This is a genomic window from Enterococcus sp. 4E1_DIV0656 (assembly GCF_002140695.1).
Lineage (GTDB): Bacteria > Bacillota > Bacilli > Lactobacillales > Enterococcaceae > Enterococcus_D > Enterococcus_D entomosocium.
The window spans coordinates 132938-150810 of record NZ_NGLF01000002.1 but is presented as its reverse complement, the minus strand read 5'-3'; the positions used below and the strand labels follow the sequence as shown (position 1 = coordinate 150810).

The window sequence follows — 17873 nt, the reverse complement described above, 5'->3', positions numbered from 1 at the left end:
CAACAAGTGGGCAATAGTTTACCGAATCAATCGTACAAAGTGTTCAAAAGCCGTCCACTTACAACGGAAGGGAAAGACGCCCTCATTTATTTGTATCAACCAATTATTGAAAGTGATGCTTTAGCGTTGTATTTGACACTAGCAAGCGATGTCCAAGCCCAAAGCATTTCTGGCGAGAAGTCGATGACGACCGTGCATCTAGATATCTTGAATGCCATGAATGTCGGAATGCCTCGCTTCATAAAAGCCAAGCAAAACCTAGAAGGTATCGGCTTGCTGAAATCATATGAAAAAGCAGATTTGCAAAACGGATCCTCCTATCTGTATTGGTTGCAAGAACCGGTCCATCCAGCAGCGTTTTTTCAAGATGAATTGTATGCCTATCTGTTGTTGGAAAGAGTCGGAGAGCGTAAATTTAATCAGCTGGTCAAGCTGTATCAGCCAAAGCAGTGTTCCTTGACCGATTATCAGGAAGTGACTCAATCCTTCTCAGCCGCCTATGGGTTAAATACCGCACGTTTTGCTTCCCATGAAGAAACGTTACAGGCAGTAAGTGATTCTTTTCAAGAAACCAATGCGAACTTGGTGCTTGACGAAAAGCAGTTGGATTGGGACTTTCTTTTATATGAAGCGCAGCGTCGGTATATCCGTGCCGCTAATTTCACGCCAAGTTTTCGACAAAAGTTAGTTCTATACCATTCTTTATATGGCTATGATGTGTTGGAATTGTTGGATTTGATGGCGGACAATGTTTCTTTGACAACAGGCGAGGTCGACCAGAAAAAGCTGGAACAAGCCATCATGAAGAAATCACGACAAACATTCACGAAAACATCAAAAAGAGAAGATCCCCAAGCGGAAAGTCAGTTGCGCCGCTTCAATACCTTAAAACAGAATGGTTTTTCAGAAAATGATGTATTATTGATTCAAGAAAGTGAGAACAATGCACCGATCGCTTTTCTAAAGGCGATCAAAGCGGAGAAAAACAGTTTCATGACGGATTCAGAACAATGGCTGATCAAGAGCCTTGTCGAACGGTCACCATTGCCTAATAGTGTGATCAATGTTCTGGTTCATTATGTCTTGGTGGTCCAAAACAATGCCGCTTTGTCAGGGAATTATGTGAACAATATCGCCGCCCAATGGTCAGAATTAAAAATCGGCACGGCAGAAGATGCCATCAAACATGTTCGGAGCCTTGTTCGAAGTGCCAAGGAAAAACGCAGCCGACCACAAACTAGCGGCAAAAAAATCATTCGCGAAGAAAAGCTGCCTTCTTGGGCTGAAAAACCAGTGGAAGAGACAGCCTTAACACCAGAGCGACAAGCAGAATTAGATAAAAAACTGCAAAACTACTTGCATAAGAAAGCTGGTGACAAGTAATGGAAGATGTAGGGAAAAACTTAGGAAAACTATTGGATAAACGCAATTACCGTGATCAGTTTTCAGCAATGATGGCAGAGGTTTTACAAGATCCTGATGTCAAAGCGTTTATTGCCGAAAATGAAGAGGTATTGACCGAAGCAGATATTCAAAAAAGCTATGCGAAACTGTATGAGTTCGTCCAAGAAAAGCGGAAATTCCGCATCAATGATCCATCCATGATCGCACCGGGCTATGAGCCGCGCTTAGCATTAAATTTTCATTTTATTGACGTCACCTATGTACCAACGAAAGAACTACTGGCATATCAAAAACAAGAAGAAATTCGCAGTCGCATCAAAGCGATGGATATGCCTAAAGATATACAAGAAGCAAGTTTTGCAGATTATCAGCAAACGCCTGGCCGAATGGAGGCCATCGCAGCTGCCGTTGATTTTATTAGTGAGTTGACAGCCAATCCACAGGAGTTTCATAAAGGCCTTTACTTTGTGGGAAGTTTTGGGATCGGAAAAACCTATCTGCTTGGCGCGATCGCCAGAGATTTAGCGGAGGCAGGCTACACGACGACATTGGTTCACTTCCCGACATTTGCAGTAGAGATGAAGCAAGCAATCGGCAAAGATCAGGTGGGGGATAAGCTGAACGCAGTGAAAAAAGCCCCAATCTTAATGATGGACGATATCGGTGCTGATGCGATGAGCAGCTGGATTCGCGACGAAGTCTTCGGTGTCATATTGCAATACCGCATGCAAGAACAACTGCCGACCTTCTTTACTTCGAATTTTACTATGCATGAGTTGGAACAGCATCTTTCGGTGACGCAACGAGGTGAATCCGAACCATTAAAAGCCAAGCGCATTATGGAACGTATCCGTTATTTGACACAAGAAATTCAAATGACTGGTAAAAACCGACGAAATGATGGCCAATAACTGACTATTACTGGAGGAAGAAGATGATGACAAAACAGGTAATAATAGGATTATCCTTTGCAGCAATGCTGCTTTTAACAGCTTGCGGCAATCAGGGAAACAGCGCTGCAAATGGGGAGACTGGAACTTCTGAAACTAGCGAGCAGACCAGTTCCGTATCAAATAGTACATCAGAAACGGAAACAGCCGCAATTTTTACTGGTGTTATCCAAGAAGATGCGATAGCAGGATCGGATGATACCTTTTCACTCTTTTTGAAAGAGGTGGCGGCAGTGGAAGATGACGATCAAGTCGTCCAAAGTTTTCAAAATGATGGGGTCATCCTACATGTCCCAGTCGAGGCTTATTCAGGAGATCTGGAGGAATTGACGGAAGGTGCTACCGTCCAGGTGACGTTGCAAGGCATACCGATCATGACGATGTCGATCCCACCGCAAATTCCCGGTAACTCGATTCAAAAGGTTGAATTAGTGAACGATTAATGCAATGTGCGCCTTGGCAATGGCACCACAGTCAAGACGCACATTTTTTTCTATTTATGGAAAGCGTGTTATACTACAAAAGAAGGAGTGACAATATGAACGAACATGCATTATCGGATCGTTTGGCTTGCGTGGGCGAACAAATTCCCGACCAAGCACGTTTCGCCGACATCGGTTCCGACCATGCTTACTTGCCTGTTGCATTGATGCTGCAGAACAAAATCTCTTATGCTGTAGCTGGAGAAGTTGTTCAAGGACCTTATGATTCTGCCAGCAAACAAGTGCGTAAGAACGGGTTAGCTGATAAAATCGTGGTTCGCTTGGCAGATGGACTGGACGCGATTCAACCTGAAGACAACATCGACACCGTTGTCATTGCTGGAATGGGCGGCACACTGATACGTTCGATTTTAGAAGAAGGTAGCCGGAAAAATCGCTTAGCGGGAGTCAAACGCTTGGTCTTACAACCGAATGTTGGGGAACGGACTTTGCGAGAATGGCTCGTTAGCAACAACTTTATAATCATTCATGAAGTACTTTTAGAAGAAAACGACAAAAACTATGAAATTATCGTTGCGGAAACTGGAAAAACGACGTATACGTCCCAGCAATTATTTTTTGGTCCTTTTTTATTAAAAGAAAAAAATCCAGTTTTCCTTAAAAAATGGCAACATGAATTAAAGCAACGACAACGCGTCATTAAAGAGTTAGAGAAAGCCAAAGAACCACCTGCTGAAAAAATCAATGAATTAAAGGATCAGATCGAATGGATCAAGGAGGTGTTGGCATGATTTCTGGTCAAGAATTTATCAAACGCTTTGAAGCATACTGCCCTTTGTGGTTGGCAGAAGAAGGCGATCCTGTTGGTCTACATGTTGGCACATTAAACAAACCGCTCGAGCGAGTCATGATGACTCTTGATGTACGTCCAGAAGTGGTTGCAGAAGCCATCGAGAAAAAGATCGACTTGATCATTGCCAAACACCCACCGATCTTTCGGCCTTTGAACCGCTTGCTGACAGATGATCCACAACAAAAGATGCTAATGGATCTCGTCAAGCATGATATTGCCGTTTACGCCGCCCACACCAATATGGATATTATTGAATATGGTTTGAACGATTGGTTTTGTGAACTATTAGAAGTTGAACCCGACACGTATTTGAAGCAAACCCATCAAGTAAAAATGAAGAAGCTAGCTGTTTTTACCCCTGTTGAATCGGCACCAGCGTTACGAAAGGCATTAGGTAAAGCAGGTGCTGGTCAGCAAGGTAATTACCAAAATACCAGCTATTCCTTGATTGGTACCGGTCGCTTTACGCCACAGCAAGCGGCACATCCTGCCATTGGTGAGATCGGAAAAGAAGAACAGGTGCAAGAAGCGAAGATCGAAGTCATTTTTCCAGAAACGATCGAGAATAAAGTGCTTTCGGCAATGATCGCTGCTCATCCTTACGAAGAGCCAGCTTATGATCTGTATGCCTTAGACAATTTGCCGAAAACCTATGGAATCGGACGGGTTGGCAACCTCGCTGAGCCTCTTTCCCTTGATCAGTTTGTCGAACGTGTCAAAGAGCGCTTTGGTTTGACTGCTTTACGCCTCGTCAGCTTTCCTGGTGCACCTGAAAAAATTCAGCGAATCGCCATTTGCGGCGGCAGTGGCCAATCGTTTTATTCGGATGCCTTACGCCATCAAGCGGATGTGTACATCACTGGCGATATCAGTTACCATTTCGCCCATGACATGCAAGCCAATGGGTTGATTGGGATCGATCCAGGGCACAACATCGAAAAGGAATGTATTCCTCGGTTTATTGAGAAATTCAACCAGTGGAAAGCAGAAGAGAACTGGGCTGTGACCTTTGTTCCTTCCACCACTTCAACAAATCCATTTGACTATAGATAGGAGAATCTTTTATGTACGAAAATTTATTGCCTCGCTTTTTGAATTATGTAAAAATAGAAACTCGCTCTGATGCGACAAGCACGACAACACCTTCTACCCAAACACAGGTCGCGTTTGCCAAAGAACTGCAAAAAGAACTTGAAGAATTAGGATTAAGCGATGTTCATTACAATGAATCAAATGGTTTTGTGATCGCAACATTACCAAGTAACGTGGATCATGACGTACGCTCCATCGGTTTTATCGCCCATATGGATACCGCCGATTTTAATGCAGAGAATGTTGATCCGCAGATCATCGAAAATTACGATGGCGAATCAACCATTAAATTAGATAAAGAAGGAAAATACACATTAAACACAAAAGATTTTCCGAATTTAAAAAATTATGCTGGGGAAACCTTGATCACTACTGATGGTACTACTTTATTAGGTTCTGATGATAAGTCAGGTATTGCAGAAATCATGACAGCCATGGAAATTTTACTTAAAAACCCAACGATCAAACATGGGGAAATCAAAGTCGCATTTGGCCCTGATGAAGAAATTGGGGTTGGTGCAGATAAATTCGATGTTGAAGATTTCAATGTTGATTTTGCGTATACAATGGATGGCGGTCCAGTAGGAGAATTGCAATACGAGACCTTTAATGCGGCGCAAGCTGAAATTACGATCCAAGGAAAAAATGTCCACCCAGGAACTGCTAAAGACACCATGATCAACGCTTTGCAACTAGCAGTCGATTTTCAAAATGCGCTACCGGCTGATGAAGTTCCTGAGAAAACCGAAGGGACAGAAGGATTCTTCCATTTGATGAGTCTCAGCGGCTCAGTAGAAGAAGCGAAAATGGCATACATTATTCGAGACCATGACCGGACCCGTTTTGAAGAAAGAAAAGCACAATTACTAGCGGTTCAAGAAAGCTTGAATGCCCGCTTTGATGAACCGAGAGTACACGTTCATCTATATGATCAATACTACAACATGAAAGAAATCATCGAAAAAGATATGAGTATCATTGATCTAGCAAAAGATGCGATGGAAGCAGTGGGAATCACTCCGATCACAGAACCTGTTCGTGGTGGAACCGATGGCTCGAAAATCTCCTATTTAGGGATTCCAACACCGAATATCTTTGCTGGTGGAGAAAATATGCACGGACGTTATGAGTTCGTCTCACTACAATCAATGATGAAAGCGACCGATGTGATTGTGAAAATCGCCGAACTGAATGCTCAAGCATAAACGTTGATTTTTGATTTGTTGGAATAAATGAAAAACTCTTGGGCTGGGAACTCTTCACGCAGGTCTTGCGTAAGACCCGGCCTTTTTAGGATGTGAATAGGATGAAAATTCTCGTTTTATACAATGATACAGCGGGGAAAAGTGAAGCAAAAGAAACAGCAGAAAAATTCCAAGCCTATGTGAAAGAACAAGGCGAAGAGCATCAAGCGTTCTTGCAGGCCTCAAATCCAGACGTGGATCCCAAAGACGTTCGAGAGGCTGCCGAAAAACACGCAGTCGATACGATTGTGATCATTGGTGGAGATGGGACGATCCATCATGGATTGCAAACCTTTAAAGAAAAGTTAGATGAGTTGAAGGTCGGCATCATTCCTGGTGGAACCGTAAATAATTTTGCCAGAATGTTGGGGATACCGGTGAAGCCCGAAGAGGCCTTCGAGACGATCTTAACGGGGGTTGAGCGATCGATCGACTACGGGACGGTCAATGATCAAGTCATGATCTCGACCATGACCATTGGTCTTCTGGCAGATACCGCCGCAGCCACTTCCCAAGAAGAAAAACAGCAATATGGGCCGTTAGCGTTTATGAAACGGTTCATTCATCTGTTGATCAAAAAGAAACAATACAAATTAGAAGTCATTGCTGACGAACGGAAATGGCAGGGGAAAACTCAATTACTGACGATCGTCATGTCGAATTCAGCAGGTGGGTTTAAGAACTTCGATGAAGAAGCAAAGCCTGATGACGGATTGTTTCATATCATTCTTTTGCCAAAACTGAATATTTTACGATTTATTTTGTATTTACCAAGAATTATTCGTGGTAGAATTGCCAAAGTGCCAAGTGTTGAATATTTCACTGCCGCAAAGGTCTCAATAAAGGCCAAAGAAAAAACGGTTCATACTCGAACCGATGGCGACCCAACGGATGATCTACCGATTGAGATGAAAGTTATCAAACATGGTTTGACGATGCTGGTACCTGAAGAAGCACAAGAATCAAAATAATGATCCCTACGATCAATCATATGGAGGAAATGGATGAATGCACTGATTTACAATCCATTGTGGTTTTATTTAATTGCAGTCAATCTTTATCTTTTCTGTCTGATGGGGTATGATAAATATCAGGCAGTGAAACAAGGTTGGCGGGTTCCCGAAGCAAATCTCCTTTTTATGGGGGCGATTGGCGGAGGATTAGGCGGTTTAATTGCGCAACGCGTATTTCGCCACAAAACAAGAAAGAAGAAGTTTCACCTCTTTTTTGCTTTTGGCACCGTTTTTGCTATCCTGCTGATGGTCTTTTTTGCATAAATTCGGTATAACAAGCAAGGAGTTAATATGAAAATTAAAGTGAAGTTCGCCCTTAATTTACTTTTACTAGTAGGGATTCTGGGTGTGATGTATTTTTTTGTCCGTAACTCGATGATGGATATTTTGGCGGGGCTAAGAGAGACCAGCTTTCTCGTCGTCTTACTGGTTATGGGGCTTGGCACATTGTACCTAGTGATAGAAGGACGAACAGTCAAAGAGATTGCCGTGACTTTCCAACCGGAATTCACAACCAAGGCGGGGTTTCTGACCGTCTGTTACAGTGGTTTTTATCGGATTGTGACGTTTGGGGCAGGCACCTTAATCTCAGAGGTGAATTTTTACCGTAAAAATGGCTTGCAGTTGTCACAGGGCGTTGGGGTCACCACCTTACACATGGTGATGTATAAGTTCGCCATATTGACTTATGCAATCGCTGGGTTGATCATTCAATTTTCGCTATTCTATGACAATGCACCCAATATGATTTGGGTAATTTTAGCGGGGATCGTACTCGTTTTTTTGATCATTGCCGCTTTGTTAGCACTTTCGGTCAGCATCAACATCCAAGTCTTTTTCGTGATCGTCAGCAATAAGCTGTTCAAAAGTGCGACATTAAGAGGATTGGTTGACAAATGCAACACCCAAATTTATTCTTTACGAGAAACAGTCAATGCGATTATTACCGACCGCACCGCTTTCTTGCGCATCTATTTGTGGAATCTTTTGAAGATGCTGCCTTGGTATGTGATTCCTTATGTGATTCTTGTTGTGCAGCATCCAGAGATCGATTTCTTGTTGACGTTATCCTTCATCAGTTTTGCCGTCGTCTTGTCCGGGGTGATTCCAACACCGGCAGGGATCGGATCATTTGAATTTATTTATATGCTGCTTTTTGGTCCATTAGTTGGCACGGTCGATGCTGCGTCTTCCATGCTACTGTACCGTTTAGCAACATTCATTTGGCCCTTCATAATTGGTTTTGCTTATGTAATGAAAGAAAAACGCAAAGATATTAGCCAAGAGTTGACTGAATTAAGAAAAGAAAAAGTGGAAAGTTAAAAACACGCTTATCTTCGAATAGAGGATAAGCGTGTTTTTTTTAGTCTTTCAAATCAATGATTCGATCAACAAAGGATTCATAAAACTCGCCTTCATGGGAAACAATCAAAACTGTTCCAGGAAAGGCCGCCAGGGTTTCTTCCAAATTGTTTTTCGTATCTTGATCGATATGGTTGGTCGGTTCATCAAGAATCAAGAAGTTGCTTTTACTCAACATCATTTCGGCTAGTTTGACTTTTGTCTGTTCACCACCACTTAATAGCTTCAATTCTTCCTGGGCTAATTGGCTAGGTAAACCTGCCCGAGAAAGTTGCCGTCGCAATTCTTTGTTGGTGGCCTTCGGAAAAAGATCCTCAAGGTATTGAAGAGGGGTCTGCAATGGATATTCCCAGTTAAGGTCTTGAGAAAAGTAATTGAATTTTGTATGCTGTGGGTAAGAAACGGCCCCTTCAATTGCTGGGATCACACCAAGAATCGTTTTGATCAATGTTGATTTACCGATCCCATTAAATCCCCGTATAGCAATTTTTTCGCCATAGCGGATCGTTAGGTTGATCGGGGAGAGTAAGGGCTTTTGGTCGTATCCAATGACTAGATTGGTGGTTTCCAAGGCCAAGGTGGTAACGATTGGTGCCAAATCAAATCCTAAATGGGGTTTAGGGACATCTTGCGGTGGGGTCAAACGATCAATTTTTGCCAACTGCTTTTCACGACTCTTTGCCATCGTTGAACGAGAACCAGCTTTGTATTTACGAATATAGCTTTCGGTTTTCTTGATATGCTCTTGTTGTGCTTCGTATTGCTTCATATAGCTTTCATTTTGCAGCGTTTTTAGTTTTAATGCTTTGTCTAAATTCCCCGTATACTTAGAAAGCTTGCCAAATTCGATATCAATGATATGGGTCGTGATTTCGTTAAGGAATTGACGATCATGAGAAACGACTAAATAGGTACCAGTAAAGTCCTGTAAAAACTCAACTAGCCATTTGATGTGCTCATCATCTAAGTGGTTGGTCGGTTCATCTAAAATCAGCATGTCGGGTTTTTCTAGCAGCATTTTTGCCAAGATCAGTTTTGAGCGTTGACCACCACTTAAAGAAGCGAGGGGGGTATCCATTCCGAGAACCGAAATACCTAACCCTTCTGCTAGATCATCGATCAATGTATCCATTTGGTAGAAATTTCCTTGATCCAATTGATTTTGCAATTCGCCCGCTTTTTCTAAAAGCTTATCGTCGAGGCTTTCGCCATAAGAAGTATAAAGATCGGCAATCTGTTGCTCTTTTTCGAAGTCTTCTGCAAAGGCAGAGCGCAAAAAATCACGGATCGATTGCGTTTCATCAACATTGACGTATTGATCCAAATAGCCCATTTTCAAATTTTTCGGAAATTGGACGAAGCCATCATCGGGGAGAATTTCTCCTGTAATGATTTTGATTAAAGTACTTTTGCCAGCGCCGTTCCGTCCAATCAACCCGACTTTTTCACCACGGTTGATTTGAACGGAAACGTCTTCGTAAAGCAATTTGTCGCCAAATTGTTGGCTAATATTCGTTAATGTTAACATCATTTCCTCCATATAAAAAAGCTGTAAACAGTAGACGTTACAGCTAAGTAGATAATCTTACTGAATAAAAATCGCCAAAAAGCGATCAAAACGATCAGGAAAATCGATTGTTCCTGACCAATCAGGACCTAGCATACCATTGCTGCTTCCCATCTGTCAATTTTCATGAAAGAATACTGAAAAAAATCTTGATGTTCGAGGGAAAACTTTTGACCATTACTGACCAACGTTGTATAATAGAAGAGTAGAAAAAAGGATACTGCTTGCAGCGTACTTTTTTCTGACTACCATTTTGGGAGGGAAAAGTATGAACCCAGAAAAAATGACGACTACATTACAAAGTGCTATCGCTGAAGCCCAGCAGATTGCCATGACCCGTCACCATCAAGAAATTGATATTCCGCATTTATGGAAGATTTTATTGCAAGCCAATCAATTCGGCCGCAATTTTTACACGGACACAGGTCTCGATGTCGATGCTTTTGAAAAGGAAGTCGACCGACTATTAGATGAACTGCCTTCGGTTGAAGGAGGAAATGTTCGTTATGGTCAATCCATGAGTCAAAATCTGTTTCATCTTTTGTCTGAGGCAGATCAATTAAAAAATGAATTTCAAGACGAGTATCTTTCCACAGAAATCGTCCTTTATGCGTTGATGAAATTGAAAAATCATCCATTGACGGTGTATTTAAAGAAACAAGGAATCAGCGCGAAAGAAATCAAGCAAACGATCGAAACATTAAGAGGAGGGGATCGTGTGACCTCACAAAATCAAGAAGAACAATACAAAGCTTTAGAAAAATACGGCGTTGACCTGGTGCAACAAGTCCGCAGCGGAAAAATGGACCCAATTATCGGACGAGACGAAGAAATTCGCGATGTGATTCGCATCCTTTCTCGGAAGACAAAAAACAATCCCGTTTTGATTGGTGAACCAGGGGTTGGTAAAACAGCCATCGTTGAAGGATTGGCACAACGGATCGTGCGAAAAGACGTCCCAGAAAACCTAAAAGACAAAACGATCTTTTCTCTGGATATGGGTGCCTTGATCGCAGGTGCTAAATTCAGAGGTGAATTTGAAGAGCGTTTGAAAGCTGTCTTACAAGAAGTGAAAAAAGCCGATGGACGGATCATTCTCTTTATTGATGAGATCCACAATATTGTAGGTGCTGGTAAGACGGAAGGCAGCATGGATGCTGGAAACTTACTAAAACCAATGCTGGCACGGGGAGAATTGCATACGATTGGCGCAACCACCCTTGATGAATACCGTCAATACATGGAAAAGGATAAAGCTTTGGAACGTCGTTTCCAAAAAGTGCTGGTACAGGAACCAACCGTTCAAGACACGATTTCGATTTTACGTGGCTTGAAAGAACGGTTCGAGATCCACCATGGCGTCAACATCCATGACAACGCGCTTGTTGCTGCGGCGACCTTATCTGATCGGTATATCACGGACCGCTTTTTACCAGATAAAGCCATTGACTTGATCGATGAGGCGAGTGCCACAATTCGGGTGGAAATGAATTCGATGCCTACTGAGCTCGACCAAGTTACCCGTCGTTTGATGCAACTTGAGATCGAAGAAGCCGCATTGAAAAAGGAATCCGATGATGCATCGAAAAAACGCTTAGGCATTTTACAAGAAGAATTGGCGGAATTGCGTGAAGAAGTCAATACCATGAAAATGCAGTGGGAAACGGAAAAAGAAGAAGTCAATGCAGTTTCCAACAAACGGGCAGAGATCGATAAAGCCAAGCATGAGTTGGAAGATGCTGAAAATAACTATGATTTGGAACGGGCAGCTGTTCTTCGTCATGGGACGATTCCACAACTGGAAAAAGAACTAGCTGAACTGGAAGAAAAAAATCAAGATGAAGGCATTCGGATGGTCCAAGAATCAGTGACCGAAAATGAGATTGCCCTAGTCGTTGGACGTTTGACAGGGATTCCTGTTGCGAAATTAGTGGAAGGCGAACGGGAAAAACTGTTGAAATTAAATGAGACCTTGCATCAACGAGTGATCGGACAAGACGAAGCCGTCGATGCCGTCAGTGATGCCGTCATTCGTTCACGAGCTGGCCTGCAAGATCCAAATCGACCATTAGGTTCCTTCTTGTTCTTAGGTCCGACCGGCGTCGGTAAGACCGAATTAGCGAAAGCGTTGGCGGTCAACCTCTTTGATTCAGAAGAGCATATGGTTCGGATCGATATGAGCGAATACATGGAAAAACATTCGGTGTCTCGCTTAGTCGGTGCCCCTCCAGGCTATGTAGGGTTTGAAGAAGGTGGCCAATTGACTGAAGCTGTTCGACGCAATCCATACACGATTGTCTTATTGGATGAGATCGAAAAAGCCCATCCTGATGTTTTCAATATCTTATTACAAGTGCTTGATGATGGCCGTTTGACAGATTCAAAAGGGCGAGTCGTTGATTTCAAAAATACAGTCTTGATCATGACTAGCAATATCGGCTCTCAAGTCTTGCTAGATGGTGTGACCGCAGAAGGGACGATCCCAGAAAACGTTGCTGAAAATGTCCGTAATCTTTTGAGAGGGCATTTTAAACCAGAATTCTTAAATCGGATCGACGACACGATTTTGTTCACACCGCTTAGTCTAAACGATGTGACAGGCATCGTCGACAAGATCATCGCACAGCTGTCACAACGACTGGAAGTCCAAGATATACTGTTGACGATCACTGAAGAAGCCAAACGCTGGATCGCTGAAAATGCTTATGAGCCAGCGTATGGTGCGCGACCTCTACGTCGGTTTATCACGAGAGAAGTCGAAACTCCGTTGGCAAAAGAAATCGTTGCTGGCAGAGTCTTACCAAAGACCCAAGTCACGATCGAATTATTGAACGAACAGCTGGTTTTTGAAAATACGCCAATTACCGAGGAATAAAAAGATAAAAAATGGATAAATGCAAAACGATGGTTGCCGTTTCATTGGTAGCCATCGTTTTTTTTGTCGCTCAACATAAGACAAAAAAGTTCCTCTTGCTTGTTGTTTGGAGGAAATTCGCACTTCGATTATACTGTTCTTATGGAGTAGGAGAGGAATGAAAAGATGAATACTTTTTTTGAAACGTTGAATGAGCGAAAAGGGGAATTGCTGACAGCTGTCTTTGAGCATTTGTCATTGTCGATCATTGCGCTGCTGGTGGCGATCGTTATTGCTGTCCCGTTAGCCATTTGGCTGGTTAATCATAAACGGGCAGCGGAAGTCGGCCTACAAATAACGAGTGTGCTACAAACGATTCCATCACTGGCACTGTTAGGTTTATTGATTCCATTTGTGGGGATCGGAACGCCGCCTGCGTTGATCGCACTAGTTATTTATGCGTTATTGCCGATCTTTCAAAATACCTATATTGGCCTTTCGGAGATCGATCCATCAATCGAAGAAGCTGCGGCGGCATTTGGCATGTCTCGGATGCGACGATTGATCAAAGTCGAATTGCCGATTGCCTTGCCTGTCATAATTTCTGGGATTCGCACAGCGCTGGTCTTGATCATCGGAACAGCAACCTTGGCCGCTTTGATTGGCGCTGGTGGACTAGGTTCCTTTATTTTACTGGGGATCGATCGAAATGCCCCTGAATTAACCTTGATCGGCGCGATCGGGTCTGCTTTACTGGCTATTATTTTCAGTACGTTGATCCGTTATCTACAACACCTGAAACCGCGCTATACCTTGATTACGCTGGCAGCGATCATCTTGCTGATTGGCGGCGTTTCTTTTTCACAGAGCGGATTTTTCGCGCCGAAAACCATTACCATAGCTGGGAAGTTAGGGTCTGAACCTGATATCTTGATCAACATGTACAAAGAATTGATTGAGCAAGAAGATCCTGATGCCCAAGTTGAACTAGAGCCAAATTTTGGAAAAACCTCTTTCTTATTCAGCGCATTGGACAATGGTCAAGTTGATATATATCCAGAGTTTACTGGTACCGTGTTGGAGAGCTTAGTTGAGGTACCAGAAGAGCTTGCGAGTCAAAAACTTGACTCAGACGAAACCTATACCGAAGCAGTCAATCTGTTACAGGATCAGTTTGAGATGACCTTGCTTCAGCCGATGGCGTATCAAAATACCTATGCGTTGGCTGTGAAAAAAGAATTTGCTGAGGAAAATGGACTAACCACGATCTCTGATTTGAAGAAAATCGAAAATCAAATCAAAGCCGGCTTTACCCTCGAATTCATTGATCGGACGGACGGTTATGCGGGCATCCAAGAACTCTATGGGCTAGATTTTCCAAGTGTCCAAAGTATGGAACCAGCATTGCGTTATCAAGCCATCAATAATGGCGACATCAATCTACTGGATGCCTATTCCACGGACAGTGAATTGCGTCAATATGGCTTAGTTATTCTAGAAGACGATCAAGAACTATTTCCACCTTATCAAGGAGCGCCTTTGATGAAAGAAGCCTTTGCCAAGGAACATCCAGAAGTCGTCCGTGCATTGGAAAAGCTGGCAGGTAAAATCACCGAAGAACAAATGAGTGAAATGAATTATCAGGTCAATGTCGAAGGAAAAAATCCAGCAGAAGTCGCGCGTACCTTCCTGATAGATGAAGGATTAATTAAGGAGGGACAAGAATGACACCAATTATTGAATTTAAAAACGTCAGTAAAAAGTTTGATCAAAAAATAGTGATCGATCAATTAGATCTGAGCATCAATAAAGGGGAAATCTTTGTTTTGGTCGGTCCTTCTGGGAGTGGGAAAACGACGACTTTGAAGATGATCAACGCGTTGTCAGAACCAACGGATGGCGATATTTACTTCAAAGAAAAACGAATCAAAGAATACAATATCCAAAAAATGCGTTGGCAAATGGGGTATGTTCTCCAACAAATCGCCCTGTTTCCGACAATGGATGTGAAGCAAAATATTGAAGTAATCCCAGAGATGTTAGGGTGGTCGAAAAAAGATCGCTCAGAAGCCGTGGATCGTTTGCTGACACAGGTCAAACTTGACCCAGAGCAATACCGCCATCGAATGCCTAAAGAGTTGTCAGGAGGAGAACAGCAGCGGATCGGGATTTTAAGAGCGTTAGCTGCTAACCCAGAAATTATTCTGATGGACGAGCCCTTTAGTGCTCTTGATCCAATTTCTCGAAATTCCTTACAGGAGTTAGTCCTCGATTTGCACCAAGAGCTTGGGACGACGATTATTTTTGTCACGCATAACATGAAAGAAGCGGTAAAACTAGGTACGCGCATTGCTGTCATGAATCAAGGGAAGATCGTCCAATGTGATACACCGGAAGTGATTGTCTCGCAACCAAAAACTGCTTTTGTGAAAAGTTTTTTTGAAGAGACCGGTGAAGACGAAGCAAAACTGGTCACTGCAGGGGATTTGATGCGGATGAACTTTTTCAGCGATGAAGTCAACCCAGTGGCTCCTCAAATCGCTGCATCTACTACTTTAAATGAGTTGTATACCTTATTTGCAACTCATGACACGGTAGTGATTGAAGAAGAGCAGAAACTCGTAGGGAGTCTAAGTCGAAAAGATGTGTTTGCTTTCTTGAGTCGTGATCGAACGTAAAAGGTTCTTTATGGCCACTAGAAATGTCATATTTTTTTAAAAATCGATGATTTCTCTTGCTCAATGTAAAAATTCCACGTAAGATTGAGGAAGATATCTTTTGTCAGAATGCCAGAAACGAGCTTTGATAATGACAAAAGATGCAGTAAAGGAGCGAAAGAGCAGCTATGGTAAAAATCCTAAAAGAGAATTGGTTACTGCTTTTCTTTATCGTCGCCGTGGTTCTCATCCGTTTGTTTGTCCTGACGCCAGTTCAAGTCAGTGGCCATTCTATGGATCCAACTTTGGCCGATAAGCAGCGTTTGATTGCATCAAAAATTTCTTCATATGACCGCCAAGACATCGTGATATGTGTTGAACCAGATGATCCAAGCAAAATTGCTGTCAAGCGGCTGATTGGTTTACCCGGTGATACGATTGAGATGAAAGATGATGTCCTAACAATCAATGGAGAAGTATACGAAGAACCCTATTTAGATGAGTTTAAAGAGAAATTTGCGGACGATCAATTACAAGACGAATATTCTTATCGCGAAATGTTTCAGCAGATCGCCGCTGGTGCAGAACACTTTACCGACGATTTTACGGTAACTGTTCCTGAAGGCAGCTATTTTGTGATGGGAGACAATCGTTTGATCTCTCGGGACAGTCGTAGTTTCGGGGTCGTAACAGAAGATCAAATGGAGGGGAAAGTGCTGCTGCGTTTTTGGCCTTTGAATCAAATCAAACTTTTCTAACCACAAAAAAACATTCTTGCCAATGCAGCGAAAACGCCGCAACTGGCAAGAATGTTTTTTTAGATGACCCAAGCGACAAATGCAACCATTGAAAAGAACATTGTCCAAACCGCAATAATAGCTGATGCGATAAAAATAATTTTGATTGATAAAGGTTGGACAAATTTTCGGGCATCTTTAGAGAACGCATAGGTGATCGATGAAAAAATCAAGCAGCATAAAATAAAAAACACTGTTAGAACCATAAGCCTCTCCTTTACTGACGCAATGTCAAATGAATAATGTAATTATAACAGACCATGGTTTTTTGGGGAAATAAAAATGATTAAACGAGGGAATTTTCTTGTAGTTGTAACCGTTTTATAGGGAAGTGTAAGAAAGGTCGAACCTTGTTAGACAGCGAAATTATAAAAATAAGCCGTGTTATTTAAGTGTTTTTATAAATTTTTCTTTATCAATAAAAGAACAAAAGAAAAAAGCTTGTTGAAAAACGATGGTTTCAACAAGCTTTTAAAGGTTGGTTATGATAATTTTTTAATCCGATAACTTTCAAAGTAATCAGGTTTGCCTCGTCCTTGAACATACGCGATCACGCCCATCAAAGCAGCACCAATCGTGTTGGTTAGTAAATCGCCCATCGTATCCATCAATGCTTCACGACCAATAAACGGGGTGCCATCTAAGGTTGCATAACGTTGGAGATTCATTCCACCAACAGAGTCGCAGATGAATTCCCAAAACTCCCAGAAAACACCACACAAGCCAGCAAAAGCAAAGCCCATCAGTAAAAATAACCAAGGCGAAACTTTTGAAACGGGCACTTCTTTTAGTAAGAGACAGATCAATCCATAGCCTACAGCCGTCAAGACCATTGGGCTTACCGCATGCAGAATTTTATCCCAGAAAGCAATGGTTTCGATCAAATGTAAGATCGTCCCCATGAATACGGAGATCAGCAAGAAAAACCAATAAAAGTAGACGGTGGCATTTGGTAGCTGGATTTTTAAGAACTTTTTACTCATTTCTGGGACAAAGATCAATAAAATCCCAAGTAAGGCTTGACCCAAGAAAATCAGTCCTTGTGTTTGCGGATAGACGCCACGGAAAAATTCCCACAAAGAAAAACAAAACACGAGAATACCGAAAATAGTGAATACCTTTTGCAGTCGCTGATAATTTTGCCCCATTTAGTTGTCCTCCGAAAGATAGTCTGCTAAGCCAGCTACAAGTGCTGCTTCAGAGGAATAAATCTCACCGTTTAGCTTGATCAAACCCACCGTATAAAGATTGACATAGTGGAACTGATTTTCCGCAACGGTTTGTAATGCTGCCAGCTTTTGCTGATTATCGGCACCTTGTTGGCGACTATCCGTATAAAGCCCTAAAACAGGAATGCCTTTTGCATAGGCGACGCCAATCTCAGAGGCAACCCCAGCATCGATGGTCAAACCATCCAGCAAAGCGATCATCAAATCGCTTTCCAGTACTTTTTCGGTATCTGCCAACGCAATCATTTTGCTATCCGCGTAGGCGGACTTATCATTGATCGCGGCATTTTCTTGAGGTAAATAAATCTCCAGCTGCGGATACTGCTGGCGAATCGACGCAACAAGTTCGGCGTTGTAGCGAAGGTCACTAGCAGCAAACAGGGGAGCAGCAAAATATAGTTTCATTCA

The 17873-nt window shown here is 42.5% G+C and carries 17 protein-coding genes; 13 read left to right on the top strand and 4 right to left on the bottom strand.

Annotated features, from left to right (window positions below):
- The first annotated feature begins 6 nt into the window (after positions 1-6).
- From A5882_RS14080 to A5882_RS14040, 9 genes are all read left to right on the top strand, one after another.
- Entirely contained in the window at positions 7-1383 is a 1377-nt protein-coding gene (locus A5882_RS14080; protein WP_086372997.1) for a replication initiation and membrane attachment family protein, read from the top strand.
- Positions 1383-2315 carry a primosomal protein DnaI gene (gene dnaI, locus A5882_RS14075; protein ID WP_008380067.1) on the top strand — a complete coding sequence of 311 codons (933 nt, stop codon included), beginning with the start codon at positions 1383-1385 and terminating at the stop codon, positions 2313-2315. Before A5882_RS14080 ends, dnaI begins: the two co-directional genes overlap by 1 nt.
- A gap of 23 nt (positions 2316-2338) precedes the next feature.
- On the top strand, positions 2339-2797 hold the full coding sequence (locus A5882_RS14070; protein WP_008380064.1) for a hypothetical protein: 459 nt from the start codon (positions 2339-2341) through the stop codon (positions 2795-2797).
- Between the two features lie 95 nt (positions 2798-2892).
- Positions 2893-3588, top strand: a complete 696-nt coding sequence (locus tag A5882_RS14065; RefSeq protein ID WP_008380063.1) for a tRNA (adenine(22)-N(1))-methyltransferase TrmK — start codon at positions 2893-2895, stop codon at positions 3586-3588.
- Positions 3585-4703 (top strand): Nif3-like dinuclear metal center hexameric protein, encoded by a 1119-nt coding sequence (locus tag A5882_RS14060; RefSeq protein ID WP_303393764.1) that lies wholly within the window; start codon positions 3585-3587, stop codon positions 4701-4703. The genes A5882_RS14065 and A5882_RS14060 overlap by 4 nt, the downstream gene beginning before the upstream one ends.
- Positions 4704-4714: 11 nt before the next feature.
- On the top strand, positions 4715-5947 hold the full coding sequence (gene pepT / locus A5882_RS14055) for a peptidase T (protein WP_005235798.1): 1233 nt from the start codon (positions 4715-4717) through the stop codon (positions 5945-5947).
- A gap of 101 nt (positions 5948-6048) precedes the next feature.
- Positions 6049-6957 carry a diacylglycerol kinase family protein gene (locus A5882_RS14050; RefSeq protein ID WP_008380060.1) on the top strand — a complete coding sequence of 303 codons (909 nt, stop codon included), beginning with the start codon at positions 6049-6051 and terminating at the stop codon, positions 6955-6957.
- Positions 6958-6990: 33 nt separating this feature from the next.
- Positions 6991-7263 (top strand): DUF1294 domain-containing protein, encoded by a 273-nt coding sequence (locus A5882_RS14045; protein ID WP_005235800.1) that lies wholly within the window; start codon positions 6991-6993, stop codon positions 7261-7263.
- Positions 7264-7290: 27 nt separating this feature from the next.
- Complete coding sequence (locus A5882_RS14040; protein ID WP_061054207.1) at positions 7291-8322, top strand: lysylphosphatidylglycerol synthase transmembrane domain-containing protein; 1032 nt, start codon at positions 7291-7293, stop codon at positions 8320-8322.
- A gap of 40 nt (positions 8323-8362) precedes the next feature.
- Here the strand turns inward: A5882_RS14040 and A5882_RS14035 are convergent, their stop codons facing one another.
- Positions 8363-9889 (bottom strand): ABC-F family ATP-binding cassette domain-containing protein, encoded by a 1527-nt coding sequence (locus tag A5882_RS14035; RefSeq protein WP_086372995.1) that lies wholly within the window; start codon positions 9887-9889, stop codon positions 8363-8365.
- A gap of 307 nt (positions 9890-10196) precedes the next feature.
- Between A5882_RS14035 and clpB the strand changes: the two genes are divergently transcribed.
- The 4 genes from clpB to lepB all read left to right on the top strand — a co-directional run bounded on the left by clpB (position 10197) and on the right by lepB (position 16197).
- Positions 10197-12803: an ATP-dependent chaperone ClpB gene (gene clpB / locus A5882_RS14030; protein WP_005235805.1), complete on the top strand. Its 2607-nt coding sequence runs from the start codon at positions 10197-10199 to the stop codon at positions 12801-12803.
- A 165-nt stretch (positions 12804-12968) separates the two neighbouring features.
- On the top strand, positions 12969-14510 hold the full coding sequence (locus A5882_RS14025; protein WP_086372994.1) for an ABC transporter permease/substrate-binding protein: 1542 nt from the start codon (positions 12969-12971) through the stop codon (positions 14508-14510).
- Positions 14507-15460 carry an ABC transporter ATP-binding protein gene (locus tag A5882_RS14020; protein WP_005235811.1) on the top strand — a complete coding sequence of 318 codons (954 nt, stop codon included), beginning with the start codon at positions 14507-14509 and terminating at the stop codon, positions 15458-15460. The genes A5882_RS14025 and A5882_RS14020 overlap by 4 nt, the downstream gene beginning before the upstream one ends.
- 167 nt (positions 15461-15627) lie before the next feature.
- On the top strand, positions 15628-16197 hold the full coding sequence (gene lepB, locus A5882_RS14015) for a signal peptidase I (protein ID WP_060792036.1): 570 nt from the start codon (positions 15628-15630) through the stop codon (positions 16195-16197).
- A 59-nt stretch (positions 16198-16256) separates the two neighbouring features.
- On the opposite strand, the gene A5882_RS14010 is transcribed toward lepB, so the two are convergent.
- From A5882_RS14010 to A5882_RS14000, 3 genes are all read right to left on the bottom strand, one after another.
- Entirely contained in the window at positions 16257-16442 is a 186-nt protein-coding gene (locus A5882_RS14010) for a hypothetical protein (RefSeq protein WP_005226019.1), read from the bottom strand.
- A 276-nt stretch (positions 16443-16718) separates the two neighbouring features.
- Complete coding sequence (locus A5882_RS14005) at positions 16719-17384, bottom strand: hypothetical protein (RefSeq protein ID WP_008380055.1); 666 nt, start codon at positions 17382-17384, stop codon at positions 16719-16721.
- The gene (locus A5882_RS14000; protein WP_005235819.1) at positions 17385-17870 is read right to left on the bottom strand and encodes a nucleoside 2-deoxyribosyltransferase; all 486 of its coding nucleotides are present in this window, start codon (positions 17868-17870) and stop codon (positions 17385-17387) included.
- Positions 17871-17873 lie beyond the last annotated feature (3 nt).